This is a genomic window from Caballeronia sp. J97 (assembly GCF_905220305.1).
Taxonomy (GTDB): domain Bacteria; phylum Pseudomonadota; class Gammaproteobacteria; order Burkholderiales; family Burkholderiaceae; genus Caballeronia.
Genome location: NZ_CAJMZL010000034.1, coordinates 40,200 through 62,856, shown reverse-complemented (window position 1 = coordinate 62,856; position 22,657 = coordinate 40,200). Strand labels below are relative to the sequence as shown.

Here is a 22,657-nt window from a genome sequence, read left to right as displayed (position 1 = left end):
CCGCACAGGGGCAGTGCCAATAGACCGACACGAAAACAGGCTTTCCCGACAACGACCCCAACAAAAGCACGTTCACCGCCCAAGATAAGACTCAATAACCGCCTCGTCCCGTTTGACGTCATCGAGCGGGCCTTCGGCAAGAACACTCCCCTCGGCCATCACAGTAACCTTCCCACTATCCCCCGCGAGCGCGGCAACAAACTCCATATCGTGCTCCACGACCATCATCGAACACGAACCGCGCAGCTTGTTGAGCAGTTCGGCGAGCTCCATCGTCTCGTGATCGGTCATCCCGGCAGCAGGCTCGTCGAGCAACAGAAGAGCGGGCTGCTGCATCAGCAACATGCCGATCTCGAGCCGCTGCTTCTGTCCATGCGACAACTCGCCGGCAAGCCGCGTAGCCTGATGCTGAAGGCGAATCAGCTCCAGCGTCTCCTCGATGCGCGCCTGCGCCTCGCCATCCAGCCGCGCGCGCAAAGAAGCGAACCAGCGCTTGTCCGTCTTCATCGCGAGTTCGAGGTTCTCCCACACGGGATGATTCTCGAACACCGTCGGCTTCTGGAACTTGCGGCCGATGCCCGTGCGCGCGATCACCGGCTCCGACATGCGCGTGAGATCGAGCGTCTGCCCGAGAAAGACCTTGCCGTCATCGGGGCGCGTCTTGCCGGTGATGACATCCATCATCGTCGTCTTGCCCGCGCCGTTCGGGCCGATCACGCAGCGCAACTCGCCTACGTCGATCGACAGCGTCAGCTTGTTCAGCGCGCGAAAGCCGTCGAAGCTCACGGTGACGTCTTCGAGATAGAGAATCGTGCCGTGCGAAACATCGATCTCGCCGGGCGCGAGCACATGCCCGAGCCCCGAGATCACGTTGATGTTCTTATGGCTCGATTCAGGCGATTCAGGCAGCGGCGGAATCGGCGGCAGATCGACGATCAATGCATTGTGCGCGGTCATTCTGCTGCCTCCGTTGCCCCTGCTGCATGCGCCTTCTTGCGGCGCGCGAGATCGACGAGACCCATGATGCCGTTCGGCAAAAGCAAGGGCACGAGCGTGAAAATCAGGCCGAGGAAGAACAGCCAGTACTCCGCGAAATACGCGGTGAAGAAGCTCTTCGCGCCATTCACCGCGAACGCGCCGACGATCGGTCCGATCAAGGTGCCGCGGCCGCCGACCGCGACCCAGATCGCCATTTCGATCGAGTTCGCGGGCGACATCTCGCTCGGATTGATGATGCCGACCTGCGGCACATACAGCGCGCCCGCGATGCCGCACAGCACCGCCGACACGGTCCAGATGAAGAGCTTGTACGCGAGCGGGCTGTAGCCGAGAAACATGAGACGCGCTTCACCGTCGCGCACGCCGGTGACGACGCGTCCGAGCTTCGACGTGACGATCCAGCGCGCCGCGAGAAATGCGAGCACGAGCACCGCGAACGTGATGAGGAAGAGGGCGGTGCGCGTGCCCGGATGCGTGATCGGAAATCCCGCTATGCGCTTGAAGTCGGTGAAGCCGTTGTTGCCGCCGAAGCCCGTTTCGTTGCGATAGAAGAGCAGCATCGCGGCGAAGGTCATCGCCTGCGTGATGATCGACAGATACACGCCCTTCACGCGCGAGCGGAACGTGAAGAAGCCGAACACCCACGCGAGCACGCCGGGCACGAGCACGACGAGCAGCAACGCATACCAGAGATGCCCCGTGCCTTCCCAGTACCACGGCAGCTTGTGCCAGTCGAGAAACACCATGAAGTCGGGCAGATCGCTCTGGTACGTGCCTTCGCGGCCGATCGAGCGCATCAGGTACATGCCCATCGCGTAGCCGCCGAGCGCGAAGAAGAGCGCATGGCCGAGGCTCAGGATGCCGCAGTAGCCCCACACGAGATCGAGTGCGAGCGCGCCGATCGCGTAGCACATGAGCTTGCCGACGAGCGTCATCGCATAGGCGGACAAGTGGAATGTGCTCGTCTCCGGCAGCACGAGCGCGCTGACCGGCACGAAGATGCCCATCGCGACGATGAGCGCGATCAACGCGAGCCAGCCATTTCTCGGCAGGAGCGCCGCACGCGGCGGCAGGCCGAGCGCGAAGCCGGCGCGCGCCGCGTTCGGATCGGGTTGCGGGGCGACATCGAGGTTCGCGCCGATATTGGTCGAGGCGGTCATGGCTCAGGCCTCCGCGCTGCGGCCCTTCAGGGCGAACATGCCCTGCGGACGCTTCTGGATGAACAACACGATGAGCACGAGCACCGCGATCTTCGCGAGCACCGCGCCCCAGAACGGCTCGACCGCCTTGCTGACGAGCCCGAGCCCGAAGCCGCCGATCACCGTGCCCGCGAGCTGGCCGACGCCGCCGAGCACCACCGCCATGAACGAATCGATGATGTAGCTCTGGCCGAGATCCGGCCCGACGTTGCCGATCTGCGAGAGCGCGCAGCCGCCGAGTCCCGCGATGCCCGCGCCGAACGCGAACGCATACGAATCGACACGCGCGGTCTTCACGCCGACGCACGCGGCCATGCGGCGGTTCTGCGTCACCGCGCGCACGAAGAGACCGAGACGCGTCTTCGTCAGCACGCCCCACGCGATCGCGACGACAGCGAGCGAGAACGCGAGGATCGTCAGACGGTTATACGGCAGGATGAGGTTCTGCATCACCGAGACGCCGCCGCTCATCCACGAAGGGTTCGTCACCTGAACGTTCTGCGCGCCGAACAGCGTGCGCGTCGCCTGAATCAGAATCAGGCTGATGCCGAAGGTCGTCAGCAGCGTTTCGAGCGGACGTCCATAGAGATGCTTCAGCACGAGCCTTTCCAGCACGATGCCGACGAGCGCCGCCGCGACGAACGACGCGGGCACCGCGAACAACGGATACCAGTTGAACGCAGCGGGCGCGTAGTGCTGCACGAGGTTCTGCACGACATAGGTCGCGTAGGCGCCGATCATCAGGAACTCGCCGTGCGCCATGTTGATGACGCCGATCAGACCGTACGTGATCGCGAGCCCGAGCGCCGCGAGCAGCAGCACGCTGCCGAGCGAGAGGCCCGCGAAGATCGTGCCGAAGATTTCGCTGCGGCGCTGGATCGAATCGAGCGCGTAGATGCCTTCCTGCGCCGCGTTGCGCACGCGTTCGTCGGGCTCGTTGAAGGTGCCGTCCGCTTTCTTCGCGACGATCGGGCGCAGCAGCTCGTACATGTCGAGGTCATGGCGCGCGGCGACGAGCTGCGCCGCTTCCAGGCGCTTGCCGACATCGGGATCGTGCAGCGCGGTCATCGCCCAGAGCGTGTCGAGGCGCTTCTTCAGATCGGCATCTTTCTCGATGGCGCGGGCGCGGTCGATCATCGGCTTCATCGATGCGTCCGGATTCTTCAGCAACGCTGCGATCGCGTCGCGGCGTTTGGCGATGTCGGTGGAGGCGAGTTGCAGGCCCGACAACGCGCCCGCGACCTTCGTGCGCAGGAGATTGTTCAGCGTGATCTGTTGCGCATCGGGCGCTTCGGCGGTCTTGCCGGTGATCGCGTCCTTCGTGCCGTCGTCGGTCTGTATGTAGACGCGGCCGTCGTCGGTCGCGACGAGCGAGCCGTCGGACAGCGCGCTCAGCACGGCGAGCGAGGGCGCGTCGGCGTTGGCGATGAGCTTGTCGATGGTCGCGGATTTGGCTTCGAAGTCGTCGCCGGCGAGCGGGGCGAGATCGTCGTTGGTGAGCGCGTGCGCCGCGAGCGAGGTCAGCGCGATGCAGAGCGCGAGCAGGACACGCATCAGGGAACCGGTCATGATGGCCTTTCAGATAGAACATCGGCGGCCGCGCGCATCACGAACGAACGCGCGGCCTCACTGCTTCAAACCATCAAAGCATTACGCGACTCGCACGCGCTGACGGCGCAGGAACGCGGGAATGGAGCTGACGACATCCGGCTTGCCCTCGTTGCCCGCGATATACGGGCTCCACGGTTGCGCGCGCACCGCGGTCTTGGTCTTCCAGACGACGTTGAACTGACCGTCGCCGCGAATTTCGCCGATCATCACCGGCTTGTGCAGATGGTGATTGCCGTCCATCGTCAGCGTGAAGCCCGACGGCGCGGCGAAGGTCTGGCCGACCATCGCGACGCGCACCTTGTCGACGTCGGCGCTCTTCGCCTTTTCGACGGCCTGCTTCCACATGTGGATGCCGACGAAGGTCGCTTCCATCGGATCGTTGGTCACGCGCTTGTCGCCGCCCGGCAGGTTCTGCGCCTTCACGTACGCAAAGAACTCCTTTTCGAATTTCGAGTTGTTCGTGTTCTTCACCGACATGAAGTAGTTCCATGCGGCGAGGTGACCGACGAGCGGTTTCGTATCGATGCCGCGCAGCTCTTCCTCGCCGACCGAAAACGCGACGACGGGCACGTCCGTCGCCTTCAGGCCCTGGTTGCCGAGTTCCTTGTAGAACGGTACGTTCGAATCGCCGTTGATCGTAGAGATGACGGTCGTCTTTCCCCCTTGGGCAAAGGTCTTGATGTTCGCGACGATGGTTTGATAGTCGCTATGTCCGAACGGTGTGTAGACCTCTTGAATGTCTGCATCCTTGACGCCCTTGGAATGGAGGAACGCGCGCAGGATCTTGTTGGTCGTGCGCGGGTACACGTAGTCGGTGCCGAGCAGGAAGAAGCGCTTGGCGCTGCCGCCTTCCGGTCCCATCAGATATTCGACGGCGGGGATCGCCTGCTGATTCGGCGCGGCGCCGGTGTAGAACACGTTGCGCGACATCTCTTCGCCTTCGTACTGCACGGGATAGAAGAGCAGGCCGTTGAGTTCCTCGAAGACGGGCAGCACCGACTTGCGCGACACCGACGTCCAGCAACCGAACACGACGGCGCATTTGTCCTGCGTGAGAAGCTGGCGTGCTTTCTCCGCGAAGAGCGGCCAGTTCGACGCGGGATCGACGACGACGGGCTGGAGCTGCCGGCCCATCACGCCGCCGTTCTTGTTGATATCGGCGATGGTCATGAGCGCCGTGTCCTTCAGCGACGTTTCGGAGATTGCCATCGTGCCCGACAGCGAATGCAGGATGCCGACCTTGATCGGACCCGTATCGGCGGCTTGGGCTTTCGTGATCGGAAGCTGGCCCGCGAGGGCGAGCGCGCCCGACATGGAGCCGAACTTCAGCAGACTGCGTCGTTTCATGATGAGTGTTCCCCTTGCCGATGTGTTTGTTTGAGCAATGATGATTGCTCGCATCGTTCTGCAAGGGTTATGCCAATTGGGGAGGAATGCCCGAGTGGCGCGGGTTTGCGGGGAATCTAGGGAAGGTTTTACTGGATGGATGCGCGTCGCGCGGTGGGGTTTTGGTGCACGGGCCGGGGGGTGTGCATCGTTGCGGTGCGTGGGGGGTGGGTTTGGGGTTCTGGTTTTGGGGTTCTTGGCTTTGGGTTTCGCCGGATCCCGATTTCGCGTCGGTCTATTGGCACTGCCCCTATGCGGGGCGGCAGTCACTTTCTTTGCTGCTGCAAAGAAAGTAACCAAAGAAAGCAGCTCTCCCCATCCAAAGTACCTCACACCGGCCGCGGCACAGGCGATTGGCCTAATGGTCCGGCAGTAGAGAGCGCCCTCACAAGCAGAACACGGCTTGGACCGCGCACGGTCCGTCCCATCGCACCACACAACCAACTGGTACAGCACAAGACTGCTCCGGCCCGCTTCGCGGCCGATGGGTTCATCGGGGATGCGTGTGCTTCTTTGCTAACGCTTCCATCTCACTGCATGCGCAGCCCGCTGGTTTCCCTTGTGGACCCGGCGGCAGCGCGTAGCGCTGTGCCGGTGCAGTTTTGTGCTGAACCGGTGCCCTCGAATTACTAGCTTGTCGGATCGTGCGCGAGCCAAGCCCGGTTCGGTTTTGGGGGCACTCGCTACAGGCGGACCATTAGGCCAATCGCCTGTGCCGGGGCCGGTGTGAGGTACTTTGGATGGGGAGAGCTGCTTTCTTTGGTTACTTTCTTTGCAGCAGCAAAGAAAGTGACTGCCGCCCCGCACAGGGGCAGTGCTAATAGACCGACGCGAAATCGGGATCCGGCGAAGCCAAGCACCAGCAGCCACTCAAGAGAAAGAGAGAGAGAAGAGCCCTCAGCGGTTAACCAGCCGCGCCGGCACACTCAACACGAGCACCGCGCCGAGCACCAGAAACCCCGCGAGCATATACATCCCGCTCGCATTGGAAGCTGTCGTCTGCTTCAGCCATCCCACCAGATACGGACTCAAAAACCCCGCCAAATTCCCGAGCGAGTTGATCATCGCGATACCCGCAGCCGCGCCCGTGCCAGCGAGGAAGGCCGTCGGCAGACTCCAGAACAGTGGCAGCGTGGTGAGAATGCCCATCGTCGCGAGCGTGAGGCCCAGCATCGCGAGCGCGGTGTTGTTGAGCCACACCACCGACAGCACCAGACCGATCGCGCCGATGAACGCCGGAATCGCGATATGCCAGCGACGCTCGCCGGAACGATCCGCGCTGCGCGCCGCGCACAGCATGCCGATCACCGCCGCGCCGTAGGGAATCGCCGAAAGCAGGCCCACGTGGAGCGCATCCGAAATGCCCATCGACTTGATGATGGTCGGCAGCCAGAAGCTCACGCCGTAAAGCCCCATCACGAACGAGAAGTAGATGAGGCTCATCAGCCAGACCTTCGGGCTCGACAGAATCTTGCCGAGAGACAGATCCTCTTTCTCGACGTTATCCGCCGCGATATTGCGTTCGAGCAGTTCGCGCTCTTCCTGCGTGAGCCACGACGCCTTCGCGATGCGATCGTCGAGCTTCAGGAACACGACGATGCCGACCACGATCGACGGAATGCCTTCGAGCAGCAGCAGCCATTGCCAGCCGTGCCAGCCGTTCTTCATGTGAAACGCGTCCATGATCCAGCCGCTGATCGGCCCGCCGATCAGACCCGACAGCGCGATCGCCGTCATGAACAGCGTCGTGATGCGCCCGCGGCGCTGCGCCGGAAACCAGTACGTCAGATAAAGAATGATGCCGGGGAAGAAGCCCGCTTCCGCCGCGCCGAGCAGAAAGCGCATCACGTAGAACATGGTCGGCGTGGTGATGAACATCGTCAGCGCCGAAATGATGCCCCACGTGATCATGATCCGCGCGATCCAGACACGCGCGCCGACCCGATGCAGGATGATGTTCGACGGTATCTCGAAGATGAAGTAGCCGAAGAAGAAAATGCCCGCGCCGAAGCCGTACACCGCGTCCGACAGTTGCAGGTCGGCGGCCATCTGCAATTTGGCGAAGCCGACGTTCACGCGGTCGAGATACGCAACCACGTAACAGATGAGCAGGAGCGGCGCGAGCCGCCAGACGACCTTTCGGTAAGTCGCCTCCTCGAACGCGGAAGGCGCGCCCGCGCCGGGGCGAGGCATGGGATTGGCGGTGCTGGCCATGGTGCTTGTCTCCAATAATTATTGTGTGCGCCAGCCAAACGGATGGGCCCGCTCGCGATTACAGGCGCGTAAGGATTCTAGCCCTTCGGCAACGACGCCAAGCGGCTGGTCCTGCTAGGGAAAGCACCGATGCTCGAACGCACGCCGCATGTGTCGCGCGGCGTGCGCGGACCGGGCTCAGACGCAGCGTCCTCCGTCCACTTCGAGCGCGACGCCGGTGATGAACTCGGCATCGTCGGAGGCGAGATAGAGCGCCGCGTTGGCGATGTCCTGCGGCGTCGAAAGGCGGCCGAGCGGTATCGTCGCGAGAAACTTGCGGCGGTTCTCGGGCGTGTCTTCCATGCCCATGAACTCGGAGAGCAGGGCGGTCTCGCCCATCACCGGATTGATGCAGTTCACGCGGATGCGATCCGCGCCCAGTTCGACGGCGAGCGCCTTGCTCGCGATGATCACCGCCGCCTTGCTGCCGTTGTACCAGACGAGCCCCGGGCGCGGCCGCACGCCCGCCGTCGACGCGACATTGATGAACGCGCCGCCGCCTTGCTCGCGGAAATACGGCACGAACTGCTCGACGCTCCAGTAGATGCTCTTCACGTTCACCGCATAGACGCGGTCGAACTCGGCCTCGGTCACGTCGAGCACGGGCTTGTTACGGTGCGTGGTGCCCGCGTTGTTCACGACGACCTGCACGCTGCCGAAGTCCTGAATGGCCGCATCGAAGAGCGTTTGCCAGTCGGCGCGTTTCGTCACATCGCCCTGAACGGCGATCGCGCGGCCGTGCTTCACCTCCGGCGACGACGCGAGCGCGATCTCGCTCGCCACGCGCTCGGCGGCCGGCCCGTTCAGATCGTTGACGACGACGTTCGCGCCTTCGCGCGCGAAGGTCTTCGCGATGCCTTCGCCGAATCCCGAGCCGCCGCCCGTCACGATCACCGTTTTGCCTTGCAGTCGCATGCCTGTCTCCTGTTGTTCACGTTATCCATGTTTGATGGCAATGGTCTTCAGCGTCGTGAAGCCGTACAACGCCTCGAAGCCTTTTTCACGTCCGTGTCCCGAATGCTTCACGCCGCCGAACGGCAATTCGATGCCGCCGCCCGCGCCGTAATTGTTGATGAACACCTGCCCCGAGCGCACGCGGCGCGCAAGGCGCATCTGCCGCGCGCCGTCGCGCGTCCAGATGCCGGCGACGAGGCCGTAGTCGGTGCCGTTCGCGAGCCTGAGCGCGTCGGCTTCGTCGTCGAAGGGCATCGCGGCGAGCACCGGGCCGAACACTTCCTCGCGCGCGAGACGGTGCGTCGGCGGTACGTCGCGCAACAAGGTCGGCGCCTGATAGAAGCCCGCTTCGGGCGCATCGCCGACGACTTCGCCGTGCGCGGCCATCGGGATGCCGTCGTGCTGCGCATCGGACAGGAAGTCCCACACGCGCTGCTGCTGCTTCGCGCTGATGAGCGGGCCGCAGTCGAGATCGAGCTTGCTCGGGCCGACCTTCAGCGCCGCGAACGCGTGCGACAGGCGCTCGATCAGCGGCTCGTACGCCGCGCGCTCGATCAGCACGCGGCTGCCCGCCGAGCACGTCTGTCCGGCGTTCTGCACGATCGCGGCGACGAGCACGGGCAGGGCGGCGTCGAAATCGGCATCGGCGAAAACGATTTGCGGCGACTTGCCGCCCAGTTCCAGCGTGACCGGCACGTGATTGTCGGCGGCCATCTTGGTGACGGCCGCGCCGGTCGCGGGCGAGCCGGTGAACGAAATATGATCGATGCCCGGATGCCGCGCGAGCGCCGCGCCCGCTTCGTGTCCGTAGCCGGTGACGATGTTCAGCGCGCCATCGGGCAAGCCGGCTTCCGCCGCCAGTTCCGCGATGCGCAACAGCGACAGGCACGCGTCCTCCGCCGGCTTCACGACGCACGCGTTGCCGGCGGCGAGCGCCGCGGCCACGCTGCGCCCGAAAATCTGCAGCGGATAGTTCCACGGCACGATATGGCCCGTCACGCCGTGCGGCTCGCGGATCGTGAGCACGGTGTAGCCGTGCTGATAGGGCAGGGTTTCGCCGTGAAGCTTGTCGGCGGCGCCCGCGTAGAACTCGAAATAGCGCGCGATGCCGGTGACGTCGGCGCGCGCCTGCCTGAGCGGCTTGCCGGTGTCGCGCGCCTCGACCTGCGCGATTTCCTCGTGGCAGGCGGCGATCAGCATCGACAGGCGCGCGAGCACGCGTCCGCGCTCGGCGGCGCTCGTGGCGCCCCAGCCGCCGTCGAAGGCGGCGCGCGCGGCGGCGACCGCGCGGTCGATGTCGGCGGCCGTGCCCCGCGCGATCTGCGCGAAGATCTGGCCGTCGGACGGATCGACGACGGGAATCGTCTCGTTGCCCGATGCCGCGACCCAGCGGTTATCGATGAAATGCTTCGCGTCTTCCATGCATGTCTCCTGAATTCGTATGTTCTTCTGCGTCAAACCGGCGCTGAGCCCGATTATCGCGCCAACGCCCGGCGTGCGCCGGGCGTACAAAGGCGATTGGCTATAATGACGTATTCAAGCGCCGACACGCGCGACGGGCCGCGAAAGACCGTCCGCCCGTGCGATTCCATCTCCGACCTCAACTTCTCCAGAGAGTGCTCATGAGCTTCAACAACGTACCTCCCGGCAAGGATCTCCCTCAGGATTTCAACGTCATCATCGAGATTCCCGCGCAGAGCGATCCGGTCAAATACGAAGCGGACAAGGACATGGGCCTGCTCGTCGTCGACCGCTTCATCGGCACCGGCATGCGCTATCCGGCCAACTACGGCTTCATTCCGCAGACGCTGTCCGGCGACGGCGACCCGGTCGACGTGCTCGTCATCACGCCGTTCCCGCTGCTCGCGGGCTCGGTCGTGCGCGCGCGCGCGCTCGGCATGCTGCAGATGACCGATGAATCGGGTGTGGACGCTAAGCTCATCGCCGTGCCGCACGACAAGATCTGCCCGATGACGGCGAACATCAAGTCGATCGACGACGTGCCCGAATATCTGAAAGACCAGATCAAGCACTTCTTCGAGAACTACAAGGCGCTCGAAAAAGGCAAGTGGGTGAAGGTCGAGGGCTGGGCCGGCATCGATGCCGCCCACAAGGAAATTTCGGAAGGCGTCGCGAACTTCAAGAAGTAAGCGCGTTTGCCCGACGAAACGCCGCCGCCTGATCGAAGGGCGGCGGCGTTTTTTATGCTTCTTCGCTTGCCTCGTCCTGCGGCAGCAACGATTCGAGCGTCCTTTCCCCCGCGATCAACGCGCGCTTTTGCTGCGCGCTCAGCCGCTTCACGCGATACTCGGCGCGCAACGCCTCCGATTTCCCCGCCAGCTCGAACGACGCCAGCACGCGCAACGCTTTTCTCGCCCGCGTGTAGCGCGCGCCCTTGCCGCTCGCGTGCGCGATGAAGCGCGCTTCGACGTCCGTCGCGATGCCCGTGTAGAGGCTGCCGTCGGCGCATTCGATCAGATAGAGGAACCACGGCATCGCGTGTGATGGGCGCTCGTGAAGGATGTGCCGCGCATTATCGCCGAAAGCACCGCGCCGGGGCGCTTTTGTCCGCTTCGGCGAGCCGCTGCGACTTGCGCGAGAATAGCCGCTTTCGGGCGCGTGTCGCGGGGTATCGAGCGCGCTCGTCGATCCATCACAGTGAGGTAGCCTGTTGAATCGCGAGGTCGAAATTCATGTGGTCGATGCGCTCGCCGACATCCCGGCCGGCGACTGGAACTCGCTCGCCGGCGATAACCCGTTCGTGCGGCACGCGTTTCTCTCGGCGCTGCAGGAGACGGGATGCGCCGTCAAGCGCAGCGGCTGGCGCGCGCATCATCTGATACTGAAGCGCGGCGGCGCATTCGCCGGCGCGATGCCGCTGTATCTCAAGTCGCACTCGCGCGGAGAATACGTGTTCGATCACGCGTGGGCCGATGCCTTCGAGCGGCACGGTCTGCGCTATTACCCGAAGGCGCTGTCCGCCGTGCCGTTTTCGCCGGTGACGGGCCCGCGCCTCATCGCCGCGCATCACGAGGATCGCGTGTTGCTCGCGCGCGGCGCGATCGAATTGACGCGGCGGCTCGAACTCTCGTCGCTGCATGTGCTGTTTCCGCATGCGCAGGATGTCGAGGCGCTGACGGACGCGGGCTATATGTTGCGCGAAGGCGTGCAGTTTCATTGGGAGAATCTGCCCGGCGACGGCTACGAGAGCTTCGAAGCCTTCCTCGCGACGATGAGCCACGACAAGCGCAAGAAGGTGAAGCAGGATCGCCGGCGCGTGGCGGACGCGGGCGTCACCTACACATGGCTGCGCGGCACGCAGATCGATGAAGGCGCGCTCGACTTCTTCTACGACTGCTACGACAACACGTATCGCGAGCACTGGAACGCGCCGTATCTGACGCGCGAATTCTTCGGCCGGATTCACGCCGATGCCCCCGACAGCATGCTGCTCGTGATCGCGCAAGCCGACGGCGAGCGGCTCGCGTGCGCGCTCAACATGATCGGCGGCGACACGATGTACGGCCGATACTGGGGCACGCGCGAGTTCGTCTCGGGGCTGCACTTCGAGACGTGCTACATGCAGGGCATCGCGTATTGCATCGAGCACGGGCTCGCGCGCTTCGAGGGCGGCGCGCAGGGCGTGCACAAGATGTCGCGCGGACTGTTGCCTACGCCTACGTGGTCCGCGCACTGGATCGCGGATCAGCGTTTCGCGCACGCGATCGCCGAGTTTCTCGATGCCGAAACTCAGGCGATGGATCAGCATATCGAGGAACTCGAAGCGCACACGCCGTTCAGAAAAAAAAGCTGAAATGCGATAATCGTCAGCGCTTTTCGCAAGGTCCAACCGCATCGCTTTCGCCGCAACACGCGCACATCCATGTCGACCATGAGCAGAAACTTCTTCAACCTGTATAGCCACGACTTCGCGCGCGTCGCGGTCGGCGTGCCGTCCTGCAAGGTGGCCGATCCGGCGTTCAACGCCGCGCGGACGATCGAGCTGGCGAGCGAGGCCGCCACGCACGGCGCGGTGCTCGTCGCGTTTCCCGAGCTCGGCGTTTCCGCCTATACGTGCGACGACCTCTTCCATCAGCGCGCATTGCTCGACGCCTGCGAAGATGCGCTGCAAAGCATTCTGGACGCGTCGAAGACGCTCGATATCGCGATGATCGTCGGCGCGCCGATCAGGGCCGGGCACAAGCTCTTCAACTGCGCGATCGTCATCGCCGGGGGCTTCATTCGGGGCGTCGTGCCGAAGAGCTATCTGCCCAACTACGGCGAGTTCTACGAGGCGCGTCAGTTCAGCCCGGCCGATGCCGCGGTCGCCAACACCATCACGCTCTGCGGCCAGGACGTGCCGTTCGGCGCGTCGCTGCTGTTCCAGATCGAGGATCTGCCGCTCTTCCGGTTCCACGTCGAAATCTGCGAAGACGTGTGGGTGCCGATTCCGCCGTCGTCGTTCGCGGCGCTCGCGGGCGCGACCGTGCTCGTGAATCTGTCGGCGTCGAATATCGTCGTGGGCAAGTCGGCGTACCGGCATCAGCTCGTCGGGCAGCAGTCGGCGCGTTGTGTCGCGGCGTATCTGTACACGTCGGCGGGCAACGGCGAATCGTCCACCGATCTGGCCTGGGACGGGCAAGGCCTCATCTACGAGAACGGTGAACTGCTCGCGGAATCCGAGCGCTTCTCGGACCGGTCGCATCTCCTCTATGCCGATGTCGATCTCGAACGGCTCTCGCGCGAGCGCATGCGGCAAACCACGTTCGGCCGCTCGACGCATCGGCATGCCGAGGAAGTCGCGCGGTTCGACGTGATCGAATTTCCGCTGCCGATTCCGGCCGACGGGAAACTGCCGCTCGAACGCCGCGTCGCGCGCTTTCCGTACGTGCCCGCCGACGCGGCGCGCCGCGACGAACGATGCAACGAGGTCTACAACATCCAGGTGCAGGCATTGCTGCAACGGCTGCAGTCGTCGGGCATGTCGAAGGTCGTCATCGGCATATCGGGCGGACTCGATTCGACCCATGCACTGCTCGTGTGCGCGAAAGCGATGGATCGTCTCGGACTGCCGCGCTCGAACATCCTCGCCTACACGATGCCGGGCTTCGCGACCAGCGACCGCACGCTCAAGCAGGCGCGCGAGCTGATGGAAGTCGTTGGCTGCACGGCGAGCGAGATCGACATTCGCCCGAGCTGCGTGCAGATGCTGTCCGACATCGGTCATCCGCACGGCACCGGCGCCGAGCAGTACGACATCACGTTCGAGAACGTCCAGGCCGGCGAGCGCACGAGTCACCTGTTCCGGCTCGCGAACTTCAACAATGCGATCGTCATCGGCACGGGCGACCTGAGCGAGCTGGCACTTGGTTGGTGCACCTACGGAGTGGGCGATCACATGTCGCACTACAACGTCAACGCGAGCGTGCCGAAGACCCTGATCACGCATCTGGTGCGCTGGGTCGCGGAGTCGGGGCAGATCGGCGGCACCGGAACCGACGTGCTCGAAAACATCCTGAGCACCGATATCAGCCCGGAGCTCATCCCCGGCAAGACGAGCGGCGTGGTGGAGCAGAAAACGGAGAGCGTCATCGGTCCGTACGAACTGCAGGACTTCAATCTCTACTACACGCTGCGCTTCGGCTTTGCACCAACGAAGGTCGCGTTTCTCGCGCTGCATGCGTGGCGCGATCGCGATGCGGGCGCGTGGCCGGAAGGCCCGACCGTCGCGCGGAATCAATACGACCTCGGCGAGATCCGCAAGAATCTGCGGATCTTTCTGGATCGATTCTTCCGCACGAGCCAGTTCAAGCGCTCATGCATTCCGAACGCGCCGAAGGTCGGCTCGGGCGGCTCGCTCTCGCCGCGCGGCGACTGGCGCGCACCGAGCGACGGACAGGCGACGGTGTGGCTCGCGGACCTCGAACGCGTCCCCGCGAAAGAGTGATATCGCGCGTTATTCGATCATCTCGTGGACACCTCGCGATTTTCCGGACCGCCTGCTCGATGAAACGCGGCTAGAATCGAAGTCATCTGTCCCGCGAGGGACACGACCTTTTTCGAACCCCTTGAATCGATATTTTCGCGAGGCACGCCATGAAACGCATCACCGCCATCATCAAACCGTTCAAGCTCGACGAAGTTCGCGAAGCGCTCGCCGAAGTGGGCCTCACGGGTCTCACGGTCACGGAAGTGAAGGGCTTTGGCCGCCAAAAGGGGCACACCGAGCTTTATCGTGGTGCAGAGTATGTCGTCGACTTCCTGCCGAAGGTGAAGATCGAAGTCGTCGTCGCGAACGATCAAACCGATCAGGTCATCGACGCGATCATCGGCGCCGCGCGCACCGGCAAGATCGGTGACGGCAAAATCTTCGTCGCCGATGTCGAGCGCGTGATCCGCATCCGCACCGGCGAGGAAAACGAAGCGGCGGTCTGAGCGCCGTTTTTTCACGCCATGCCGGCCCGCCGTTCGCGCGGGCCTTCTTTTTCGCGTCTTCCGGATCGCGCATGCACCAGCGCGATGCGCGCCGTCATCCCTGATTTTTTCAACCGCATCGCTTGCGAGAAGGCAGGAATTCGCCTCCGTGCGGTAACATCGGTTATCCCATAATCATTCTGTAAGGAAGTAGTTGATGCATCACGCGATCGGCTTCATTCAGGATCTTGCGGTGATCATGGCCATCGCGGGCGTCGTGACGGTGCTGTTTCACCGGCTGCGGCAGCCGGTCGTCCTGGGCTATATCGCGGCGGGAGTGATCATCGGGCCGTACACGCCGCCGTTCAACCTCATCCACGACGAAGCGACGATCCAGACGCTCGGCGAGCTCGGCGTCGTCTTTCTGATGTTTTCGCTCGGCCTCGAGTTCAGCCTGCGCAAGCTCTTCAAAGTGGGCGCGACGGCCTTCGTCGCCGCGCTCTCGGAAATCGTGCTGATGATCTGGGTCGGCTACGAGATCGGGCGCTGGTTCGGCTGGAATTCGATGGACTCGCTCTTTCTCGGCGCGATGCTCGCGATCTCCTCGACGACGATCATCGTGAAGGCGCTCTCCGAGCTCGGCATGAAAGGCGAAAACTTCGCGCAGATCGTGTTCGGCATTCTGATCGTCGAAGACATTCTCGCGATCGCGATGCTCGTGCTGCTTTCCGGCATCGCGCAGACGGGCTCGGTGAGCGCGGGCGTCGCGGTCGTGACGCTCGGCAAGCTGCTGCTTTTCATGACGGTGTCGCTCGTCGTCGGCATTCTCACGGTGCCGCGCGCGCTCAACTATGTCGCGCAGGCGAAGAGCGACGAGATGCTGCTCGTCACCGTGCTCGGGTTCTGCTTCGGCTTCTGCCTGCTTGTCGTGAAGCTCGATTACTCGATCGCGCTCGGCGCGTTCCTGATCGGCGCGATCATGGCGGAGTCGCGGCATCTCGCGCGCATCGAGCATCTGATTGCGCCGGTGCGCGACATGTTCTCGGCGATCTTCTTCGTCACGATCGGCTTGCTGCTGAATCCGACGGTGCTCGTCGATTACGCATGGCCGATCGCCGTCATCACGATCGCGGTCGTGCTCGGCAAGATCGTGTCGTGCGGGCTCGGCACCTTTCTCGCGGGCAAGGACGGACGCACGTCGATGCGCGTCGGCATGAGCGTCTCGCAGATCGGCGAGTTCTCGTTCATCATCGCGTCGCTCGGGCTGTCGCTGAAGGTCACGAGCCCCTTTCTCTATCCGATCGCGGTGGCCGTGTCCGCGCTGACGACGCTCTTCACGCCGTATCTGATCCGTGCCGCCGATCCGATCACGATGCGCCTGTCGCGCGCGATGCCCGCGCCGCTCGCCCATACCTTCGGCCTGTACTCGCAGTGGCTCGCGAGCCTGACGCCCGTCTCCGGCGGCCCGACGCTCTTTTCGATGACACGGCGCATCGTCTTGCAGATCGCGGTCAATCTCGCGCTCGTCGCGGCGATTTTCCTCGGTGCGTCGTATTCGGCGCCGTTCGCCGCGGGCTATCTCGCGCGCTGGCTCGACACCGACAACGCGCAGCGCGTCGTGCTGTGGAGCGCGGCGCTCGTCGTGGCGTTGCCGTTTCTGGTCGCCGTGTATCGCAAGCTCGAATCGCTTGCGCTGCTGCTGGCGGAAGTGAGCGTGCAGCCCGCGAAGGCGGGGCGCTTCACGCGTGCGATCCGCTCGGCGATTTCCGGGCTCATTCCGATCGTCGCGATGTTCGGCGTCTTTCTGCTCGTCGCGGCGCTGTCGGGCGGCATCCTGCCGCCGTTCGGCCTGATGCTCGGCGTGCTGCTGTGCGTGGCGCTGTTGCTCACAGTGCTGTGGCGCTGGTGCGTGAAAATTCACGCGACGATGCAGATCGCGTTGCGGGAAACGCTCGAGGAGCCGCGCGACCATTGACGGCTTTCTTCACGGGATAGCCCTGACAGCGGCGCGCGGCGGGTTCCCGCGATAATGTGAGCCAATGTGACCAAATGTGTGCTGGTTTGCCCCGTGCTGGTCCGAAGCGGATAATTGGGGTTTGTCCATTCTCCTTGGCGTTCGAGCGCCTGAATCCGGAATGAGCGATAACAAAACGTCCAACGACGCAAGCAGCACCGACGCGCGCCGAAGCGGCGCCGATTCTCAGGCCGCGCCGCGAAGCGCGAATCCCACGGCGCCGCCCGAAGCGGCGGCAGCGGCTTCGGCGCCCGGCCCGAAGGCGAGCGCGACCGAAAGGGCATCGACGGATGCGCCGTCGAGCGCATCGAACGTCGAAACGGTCGATCCGTTGCCGGCCGGGCGCAATGACGTGCAAGACGCCGCCGTGCACGAAAAGCCGCGCGCGCCGGCAAGGCCCAGGGCGAGCCTCGCGGAGAATCTCGAAGCCGCGACCGAAGCGGAGGCCGCGAGCACGGCCAACGCGCAATCCGCCGCCTCCGATTCCCCGACGGGCCGCGCCACGGTCCTGCCGCCCGAATTCACCGAAGCGCCGGACTTCGGCAAGCTCAATCCGCCGCCGCTGCCGTCGATGGAACAGGCGTCCGCGGCGGCGCAACCCGCGTATCTCAAGCAATCCGACTCGGCGTGGTCCGTGTTCGGCCGCGTGATCGCGGCGCGCGCGCGTCAGATTTTCGATCGCGCGGGACAGCGGATGACGCAGCGTACGTTGCGCATCGGCGTATCGGCGCGGATCTTTCACCCGGAGCCGGGCGCGAAAGGCTTGCGCGGCAAGACGCTGCAGTACCTCGAGGAATCCATCGCGCATTGGGTGATGTCGCGCGACGTGCTCGTGTTCATGATTCCGACGGTCGGCAATCAAGGCATGCTGCACACGAGCAACATCCGTCTGCGCGATTACGCGAAGCATCTCGACGGGCTGCTGCTGCAAGGCGGCGCGGACGTTTCTCCGCAGTCCTACGAGGAAGCGACGACACGTCCCGAATGGCCGGGCGACCGCGTGCGCGACATGTACGAGCTAGAGCTGCTGCACGAGTTCGTCGAGTCGGGCAAGCCGGTGCTCGGCGTGTGCCGCGGCTGTCAGCTGATCAACGTCGCGTTCGGGGGCACGCTCTACGGCGACATCGCGACCGACGTGCCCACGGCCGGCATCCACGTCAACGAACAATACGACCAGCATCGCCATTCGATTCGCTTTCCCGATGGCTCCACGCTCGCCAACATGTTCCCGCACCAGCGCGAGGCGATCGTCAATTCGATTCACCATCAGGCGGTGAAGACGATCGGGCGCGATCTGAACATCGAGGCGGTGTCGGCGTCGGACGGGATCATCGAGGCGGTGCGGTATCGGAAAGCGCCGTTCGTCGTCGGCGTGCAGTGGCATCCGGAGTTTCATCGCGCGGGCGGCGCGGAACTGCTCGATTGCACGCCGCTGCTCGATACGTTCCTGCGCGTCGCGCGCGAAACCCGCTTTTGACGGGAAGCACGTTCTTCGTGCATGTCGCAAAGCAAGAAGGCCCGCTCGGTTCGAGCGGGCCTTTTTCGTATCGGGCGGGTGCTGCTTCGTGTTGCTTGGTGTCGCTTCTATCAGCGAGACGGCGTCACGCTCACCGGCGCGAGCCCTGCTTCCGTCTGCTTCTGAAGCTGTTCGACCTGCAATTGCAGCGTGCGCAGCTTGCGTTCGGCTTCGAGCTTGTCCGACTGCAGCACGGCCGATTCGGCCTGCAACTGCTGCTGACGCTGTGATACCTGCGAATCCTGCTGCTGCGCGAGTTCGAGATCGGCGGTGAGGCGATTCGCCCGATCCGCCGACTTCGCGATCACACGCTCGAGCAACGCTTTCTGCGCCTGCAATTGCGTGCGGCTGATTTCGCCGTCGGCGAGCTCGAAGCTCTTGCGCGAAAACTGCGCGTAGATCGATTCCGCGCGGGCCGCGTCCTGCGTCTTCACGACGCGCCACCAGCGCGCGTCCTGCGACAGCGCGACGTAATAGAGCATCTCCTGCGCAAGGAAAAAGAGCCGCGCGCCGTAGCTGCCGTTGCGGGTCGCGCGCAATTCCGTGAGGGTTCCGGCTTGCACGAGATTCTGCAATTCGGCGATGTTGCCTTCGACGCGCGGCGCGTTCGAATCGGCATTCAGGTCGGACAGGTCTACGGTCGCGACCTGCGCGGAATCGGTTGCCGAGGACGCCGGTTGCGTGGCCTTTGCGCCGGCTTTCGCGGTCGCAGGCGCGGCGAACGTGCTCGTGTACGGCGCGAAGAAGCCAAAAATGGACAGGGCGAGGGTGAGCGTCGCGTAACGGAGAAAACGTAGTTGCTTCATGTTGGCGTCGTGGCCGAAAGGGTTGATTGGGCTGGCGCTGCGTGTTGCGCTGCTTAGTGCGCTGCTTAGTGCGCGCCGTTCGCAGCGCCGCCGGACGAGGCCGCGTTGCTGTCGAGAGTCGGCGAATGCTGGAGCATCTGATAGAGGGTTGCCGGGTCCATCGACACGGAAGGCTTCGACGGCGCCCTTGCGATCGTTTCGACCGGCTTCGCGCGCACGTGCCGTATGGCCCGTGGCCTCACGGCGGGCTCGATGGCTACGTGGGCGCGGTCGGGAACGGCCTCGGTGTGCGGCATCGGTGCAGTTCTGACGTGGGTGTCGTGCTTGCGCTCCGCGGTTGCCACGACCGAAAGCCTGACCGGTTTTGCCGGGGCGGTCGCGACGCGGGCGTGTCGGGCTTCTGGCAACGCAGAGGCGCTGGTGGTGGCGCCATGAAGCGCGCCGGACGCCAGATGCGTCGGTTTCGCTGACTTTCGTGGCGTCGTCTTCATTGCCGATGTCTGCTCGAACTTGGCACGGCGATGCGGTGTGGACGCGATGGTGGACGCGGGCGCTGGTGCGGTAACCGCTGCCGGCTCCTGCTTGACTTCCACGGGTTGATACGGCGCGGATGCGATGGTGGAAGTAGGCACCGTCGTCGTCCCCGCAACCGACGTCTGCTCGGGTCGATTCGGCGCGGGTTCAACCGTGGTCGTCGACACTGCTGGCACCGAGGCGTTCTCTCCCGGTTGTGCGCGCTGCGAGATTTGCTCGGGCAGCGCGGCGCTCGTCCCGTCCTGCGAAGCGGGCCCTTGCCTGAACAGCAGCCATACGATGAACACGCTACTGGCAGCCGCAATGGCCGTGACGACCGGTTTGCTGAAGCGAATCTTTCGCGCGGCCGCCGGCGTGCCGACCGACAAATGGATGGGGTCGGGACGCGCTCCGTCGGCGTCGACTTTAGCGTGCAAGCCTTGCGTCAGGTGCAGCATCGCGCGCGGTATCTCTTCCTTGGCGAAGACGCCCCACAGGCTCGCCGTGCGGTAGGGCGAGTCGACGTCGGACAGGCCGACAGCCGGCACATACGCCGTGACGAAGCGCGCGGCGAAGAGCGCAAACTCGGAGCGCGACTGAACGGGGCGCGTAGGCGCGGGCAACCACTGGAAACCGTAGTTCAAGGACGGGTCCGTCAGCGCGTGCAGCGTCGGCAGACGCAGATTGCCTTCCACTACGATCAAGGGTTCGGACATGAAGATTCCACATGCATGAGCCCGGGCGCGGGCAACGAGACAGCCCGCCCGGACCGTCGTGGCGCATGAACACAGCACCGCGGGCTCGACGCGAGGATGACCGAAATTTCGACCCGCGATCATACGAAACGCTGGCGTGTCCGACGACCAGAAGAATCTTATTGTCTGTTTTTGACAGGAATGCTTATTGACCGGTTTGGCATTCTTGTGCTTGATCGAGTGGGTACACGTAGCGCAGCGAAAAGAGGTCGATGCCTGCCATGTGGTCCGCTTCGCGCTCGGCGAGCTTCCAGCCGCGCGATTCGTAGAAACCGATCGCCGCTGCGTTTTGTTCGAGCACGGAAAGATACAGTTGCCGCGCCCCTCGCGCGCGCGCCCAGCGCGCTGCTTCGGCGAGCATGACGGTGCCGGCGCCGAGACCGCGATATCCGGGAAGCGCGTGCAGATTGTCGACGAGCACGTTGCCTGCTTCATCCGGCTCGACGAGGCAGACGAAGCCGACCGGTGCGCCCTCGTGTTCCGCGATGAAGACGCTCGCCGCGCCGGCAGCGACATCCTTCATGCGCGCCTCCCAATAGGCGGCGCGGTCCGCGCTCAGATCGCGATCGAGATACGTGTCCGGCAGGATGCCGCGATACGCCGACACCCAGCTCCGCGCATGCATCGACGCGATGAGCGCCGTTTCGTCGGAGCGAGCCGCGCGAAGCGAAATTCGTGTGTCCATGTTTTGTGTGTCGTCAGATTTTAGTTAGATACATGTAATGCTATTTTAAGCAATTTTAGGCGATATAGAGCGAAGTTGCGTGCAGCCGTGGGCGAGGCGGCGTTAAGATTGGGGGCATCGCATTTACAAAAAAACGAAACAGAGTCGACCTCCGTCGTTGCGGCCGGCATGCCCCCGGCGGCCGTGAACGGTTCTTGCGCCGCGCAGAACCGAAGTGCGCCCACAAAAGTCTTTCGAGAAAGTCATGTCCACAGCCCACGTAGCACCCGCCAACGAGTCCAAATTCAAGACCGTGTTTCGCGTCGTCAGCGGAAACTTTCTTGAAATGTACGACTTCATGGTCTACGGCTATTACGCTTCCGCGATCGCCAAGACCTATTTTCCGAGCGGCAACGAATTCGCCTCGCTGATGCTCGCGCTGTCCGTCTTCGGGGCGGGCTTTCTGATGCGGCCGGTCGGCGCCATCGTGCTCGGCGCGTACATCGACCATCACGGACGGCGCAAGGGTTTGATCCTCACGCTCGCGCTGATGGCGGTCGGCACTGCGTGCGTCGCGCTCGTGCCGGGCTACGCGACCATCGGTGCGCTCGCGCCGATCGTCGTGCTGGGCGGGCGGCTGCTGCAAGGCTTCTCGGCGGGCGTGGAACTGGGCGGCGTCTCGGTGTATCTGTCCGAGATCGCGACCAAGGGCAACAAGGGCTTCTATTGTTCCTGGCAGTCGGGCAGCCAGCAAGTCGCCGTCGTGTTCGCCGCGCTGATCGGCGTAATCATGAACCGCCTCCTGCCGCCGGAGCAGATGACCGCCTGGGGCTGGCGCGTGCCGTTTTTGATCGGCTGTCTGATCGTGCCGTTTCTGTTCATCATCCGCCGGTCGCTGCGCGAAACCGACGAGTTCCTCGCGAAGAAGCATCGCCCGAGCATGGGCGAGATCGCGCGCTCGATCGGGCAGAACTGGGGCGTCGTGCTCGCCGGCATGGGCATGGTCATCATGACGACGGTGTCGTTCTACATGATCACCGCGTACACGCCGACCTTCGGCAAGGAAGTTCTGAAGCTGTCCGCCGTCGATGCGCTCGTCGTGACGGTGTGCGTCGGCATCTCGAATCTGGTCTGGCTGCCGGTGATGGGCGCGGTGTCGGATCGCGTCGGGCGCCGTCCGGTGCTGCTCGTATTCACGATTCTCACCATTCTGACGTCGTATCCGGTGGTGCAGTGGCTCGTCGCGGATCCGTCGTTCGCGCGCCTGCTGATGTGCGAGCTGTGGCTGTCGTTCCTGTACGGCAGCTACAACGGCGCGATGGTGGTCGCACTGACCGAAGTAATGCCCGCCGATGTACGCACGACCGGATTCTCGATGGCCTATAGCCTCGCCACGACCATAGGCGGCTTCACGCCGGCGATCTCCACGTACCTGATCCACACGACGGGCAACAAGGCCGCGCCCGGCCTGTGGATGGGGCTTGCCGCGATCTGCGGCCTGATCGCGACGCTCGTGCTGTATCGCTCGCCCGAGGCGCGCAACCAGTACAAGACGGCCTGACGCATCGGAACG

The 22,657-nt window shown here is 64.1% G+C and carries 18 protein-coding genes; 7 read left to right on the top strand and 11 right to left on the bottom strand.

The window, feature by feature from the left end:
- Positions 1-72 precede the first annotated feature (72 nt).
- The 7 genes from urtD to U4Y90_RS30435 all read right to left on the bottom strand — a co-directional run bounded on the left by urtD (position 73) and on the right by U4Y90_RS30435 (position 9,824).
- On the bottom strand, positions 73-957 hold the full coding sequence (gene urtD, locus U4Y90_RS30465) for an urea ABC transporter ATP-binding protein UrtD (RefSeq protein WP_321800236.1): 885 nt from the start codon (positions 955-957) through the stop codon (positions 73-75).
- Positions 954-2,159 carry an urea ABC transporter permease subunit UrtC gene (gene urtC, locus U4Y90_RS30460; RefSeq protein WP_321800235.1) on the bottom strand — a complete coding sequence of 402 codons (1,206 nt, stop codon included), beginning with the start codon at positions 2,157-2,159 and terminating at the stop codon, positions 954-956. The genes urtD and urtC overlap by 4 nt, the downstream gene beginning before the upstream one ends.
- Before the next feature lie 3 nt (positions 2,160-2,162).
- Positions 2,163-3,767 (bottom strand): urea ABC transporter permease subunit UrtB, encoded by a 1,605-nt coding sequence (gene urtB, locus U4Y90_RS30455; RefSeq protein ID WP_321800233.1) that lies wholly within the window; start codon positions 3,765-3,767, stop codon positions 2,163-2,165.
- Between the two features lie 81 nt (positions 3,768-3,848).
- Positions 3,849-5,156: an urea ABC transporter substrate-binding protein gene (gene urtA, locus U4Y90_RS30450; protein ID WP_321800231.1), complete on the bottom strand. Its 1,308-nt coding sequence runs from the start codon at positions 5,154-5,156 to the stop codon at positions 3,849-3,851.
- A gap of 936 nt (positions 5,157-6,092) precedes the next feature.
- The gene (locus U4Y90_RS30445; protein ID WP_321800229.1) at positions 6,093-7,409 is read right to left on the bottom strand and encodes an MFS transporter; all 1,317 of its coding nucleotides are present in this window, start codon (positions 7,407-7,409) and stop codon (positions 6,093-6,095) included.
- Positions 7,410-7,586: 177 nt separating this feature from the next.
- Entirely contained in the window at positions 7,587-8,363 is a 777-nt protein-coding gene (locus U4Y90_RS30440) for an SDR family oxidoreductase (RefSeq protein WP_321800227.1), read from the bottom strand.
- Between the two features lie 21 nt (positions 8,364-8,384).
- Positions 8,385-9,824: an aldehyde dehydrogenase family protein gene (locus U4Y90_RS30435; RefSeq protein ID WP_321800225.1), complete on the bottom strand. Its 1,440-nt coding sequence runs from the start codon at positions 9,822-9,824 to the stop codon at positions 8,385-8,387.
- A gap of 200 nt (positions 9,825-10,024) precedes the next feature.
- On the opposite strand from U4Y90_RS30435, the gene ppa reads away from it, so the two are divergent.
- Positions 10,025-10,552 carry an inorganic diphosphatase gene (gene ppa / locus U4Y90_RS30430; protein ID WP_321800223.1) on the top strand — a complete coding sequence of 176 codons (528 nt, stop codon included), beginning with the start codon at positions 10,025-10,027 and terminating at the stop codon, positions 10,550-10,552.
- 52 nt (positions 10,553-10,604) lie between these two features.
- Here the strand turns inward: ppa and U4Y90_RS30425 are convergent, their stop codons facing one another.
- Positions 10,605-10,898 carry a GIY-YIG nuclease family protein gene (locus tag U4Y90_RS30425; protein WP_321800221.1) on the bottom strand — a complete coding sequence of 98 codons (294 nt, stop codon included), beginning with the start codon at positions 10,896-10,898 and terminating at the stop codon, positions 10,605-10,607.
- A 175-nt stretch (positions 10,899-11,073) separates the two neighbouring features.
- Between U4Y90_RS30425 and U4Y90_RS30420 the strand changes: the two genes are divergently transcribed.
- The 5 genes from U4Y90_RS30420 to U4Y90_RS30400 all read left to right on the top strand — a co-directional run bounded on the left by U4Y90_RS30420 (position 11,074) and on the right by U4Y90_RS30400 (position 18,307).
- Positions 11,074-12,216, top strand: a complete 1,143-nt coding sequence (locus tag U4Y90_RS30420) for a GNAT family N-acetyltransferase (protein ID WP_321800219.1) — start codon at positions 11,074-11,076, stop codon at positions 12,214-12,216.
- A 78-nt stretch (positions 12,217-12,294) separates the two neighbouring features.
- Complete coding sequence (locus U4Y90_RS30415) at positions 12,295-14,349, top strand: NAD(+) synthase (protein WP_321800265.1); 2,055 nt, start codon at positions 12,295-12,297, stop codon at positions 14,347-14,349.
- A 149-nt stretch (positions 14,350-14,498) separates the two neighbouring features.
- On the top strand, positions 14,499-14,837 hold the full coding sequence (gene glnK, locus U4Y90_RS30410) for a P-II family nitrogen regulator (RefSeq protein ID WP_008342452.1): 339 nt from the start codon (positions 14,499-14,501) through the stop codon (positions 14,835-14,837).
- 196 nt (positions 14,838-15,033) lie between these two features.
- The gene (locus U4Y90_RS30405) at positions 15,034-16,791 is read left to right on the top strand and encodes a cation:proton antiporter (RefSeq protein ID WP_321800211.1); all 1,758 of its coding nucleotides are present in this window, start codon (positions 15,034-15,036) and stop codon (positions 16,789-16,791) included.
- Positions 16,792-16,951: 160 nt separating this feature from the next.
- On the top strand, positions 16,952-18,307 hold the full coding sequence (locus U4Y90_RS30400; protein ID WP_321800209.1) for a gamma-glutamyl-gamma-aminobutyrate hydrolase family protein: 1,356 nt from the start codon (positions 16,952-16,954) through the stop codon (positions 18,305-18,307).
- A gap of 110 nt (positions 18,308-18,417) precedes the next feature.
- Here U4Y90_RS30400 and U4Y90_RS30395 read toward each other — a convergent pair whose 3' ends face one another.
- The 3 genes from U4Y90_RS30395 to U4Y90_RS30385 all read right to left on the bottom strand — a co-directional run bounded on the left by U4Y90_RS30395 (position 18,418) and on the right by U4Y90_RS30385 (position 21,105).
- Entirely contained in the window at positions 18,418-19,152 is a 735-nt protein-coding gene (locus tag U4Y90_RS30395; RefSeq protein ID WP_321800207.1) for a DUF2968 domain-containing protein, read from the bottom strand.
- 65 nt (positions 19,153-19,217) lie between these two features.
- Complete coding sequence (locus tag U4Y90_RS30390) at positions 19,218-20,381, bottom strand: hypothetical protein (RefSeq protein WP_321800205.1); 1,164 nt, start codon at positions 20,379-20,381, stop codon at positions 19,218-19,220.
- A 184-nt stretch (positions 20,382-20,565) separates the two neighbouring features.
- Positions 20,566-21,105 carry a GNAT family N-acetyltransferase gene (locus U4Y90_RS30385; RefSeq protein WP_321800203.1) on the bottom strand — a complete coding sequence of 180 codons (540 nt, stop codon included), beginning with the start codon at positions 21,103-21,105 and terminating at the stop codon, positions 20,566-20,568.
- Between the two features lie 244 nt (positions 21,106-21,349).
- Between U4Y90_RS30385 and U4Y90_RS30380 the strand changes: the two genes are divergently transcribed.
- Positions 21,350-22,645, top strand: a complete 1,296-nt coding sequence (locus U4Y90_RS30380; protein ID WP_321800201.1) for an MFS transporter — start codon at positions 21,350-21,352, stop codon at positions 22,643-22,645.
- Positions 22,646-22,657 lie beyond the last annotated feature (12 nt).

Excerpts from the sequence above, each read along its gene's own strand:
- glnK (WP_008342452.1), top strand. The coding sequence starts at position 14,499 with ATGAAACGCATCACCGCCATCATCAAACCGTTCAAGCTCGACGAAGTT.
- urtA (WP_321800231.1), bottom strand. The coding sequence starts at position 5,156 with ATGAAACGACGCAGTCTGCTGAAGTTCGGCTCCATGTCGGGCGCGCTC.
- U4Y90_RS30435 (WP_321800225.1), bottom strand. The coding sequence starts at position 9,824 with ATGGAAGACGCGAAGCATTTCATCGATAACCGCTGGGTCGCGGCATCG.
- U4Y90_RS30390 (WP_321800205.1), bottom strand. The coding sequence starts at position 20,381 with ATGTCCGAACCCTTGATCGTAGTGGAAGGCAATCTGCGTCTGCCGACG.
- urtD (WP_321800236.1), bottom strand. The coding sequence starts at position 957 with ATGACCGCGCACAATGCATTGATCGTCGATCTGCCGCCGATTCCGCCG.
- U4Y90_RS30425 (WP_321800221.1), bottom strand. The coding sequence starts at position 10,898 with ATGCCGTGGTTCCTCTATCTGATCGAATGCGCCGACGGCAGCCTCTAC.
- U4Y90_RS30405 (WP_321800211.1), top strand. The coding sequence starts at position 15,034 with ATGCATCACGCGATCGGCTTCATTCAGGATCTTGCGGTGATCATGGCC.
- U4Y90_RS30440 (WP_321800227.1), bottom strand. The coding sequence starts at position 8,363 with ATGCGACTGCAAGGCAAAACGGTGATCGTGACGGGCGGCGGCTCGGGA.
- U4Y90_RS30445 (WP_321800229.1), bottom strand. The coding sequence starts at position 7,409 with ATGGCCAGCACCGCCAATCCCATGCCTCGCCCCGGCGCGGGCGCGCCT.
- U4Y90_RS30395 (WP_321800207.1), bottom strand. The coding sequence starts at position 19,152 with ATGAAGCAACTACGTTTTCTCCGTTACGCGACGCTCACCCTCGCCCTG.
- urtC (WP_321800235.1), bottom strand. The coding sequence starts at position 2,159 with ATGACCGCCTCGACCAATATCGGCGCGAACCTCGATGTCGCCCCGCAA.
- urtB (WP_321800233.1), bottom strand. The coding sequence starts at position 3,767 with ATGACCGGTTCCCTGATGCGTGTCCTGCTCGCGCTCTGCATCGCGCTG.
- U4Y90_RS30415 (WP_321800265.1), top strand. The coding sequence starts at position 12,295 with ATGAGCAGAAACTTCTTCAACCTGTATAGCCACGACTTCGCGCGCGTC.
- U4Y90_RS30385 (WP_321800203.1), bottom strand. The coding sequence starts at position 21,105 with ATGGACACACGAATTTCGCTTCGCGCGGCTCGCTCCGACGAAACGGCG.
- ppa (WP_321800223.1), top strand. The coding sequence starts at position 10,025 with ATGAGCTTCAACAACGTACCTCCCGGCAAGGATCTCCCTCAGGATTTC.
- U4Y90_RS30380 (WP_321800201.1), top strand. The coding sequence starts at position 21,350 with ATGTCCACAGCCCACGTAGCACCCGCCAACGAGTCCAAATTCAAGACC.
- U4Y90_RS30400 (WP_321800209.1), top strand. The coding sequence starts at position 16,952 with ATGAGCGATAACAAAACGTCCAACGACGCAAGCAGCACCGACGCGCGC.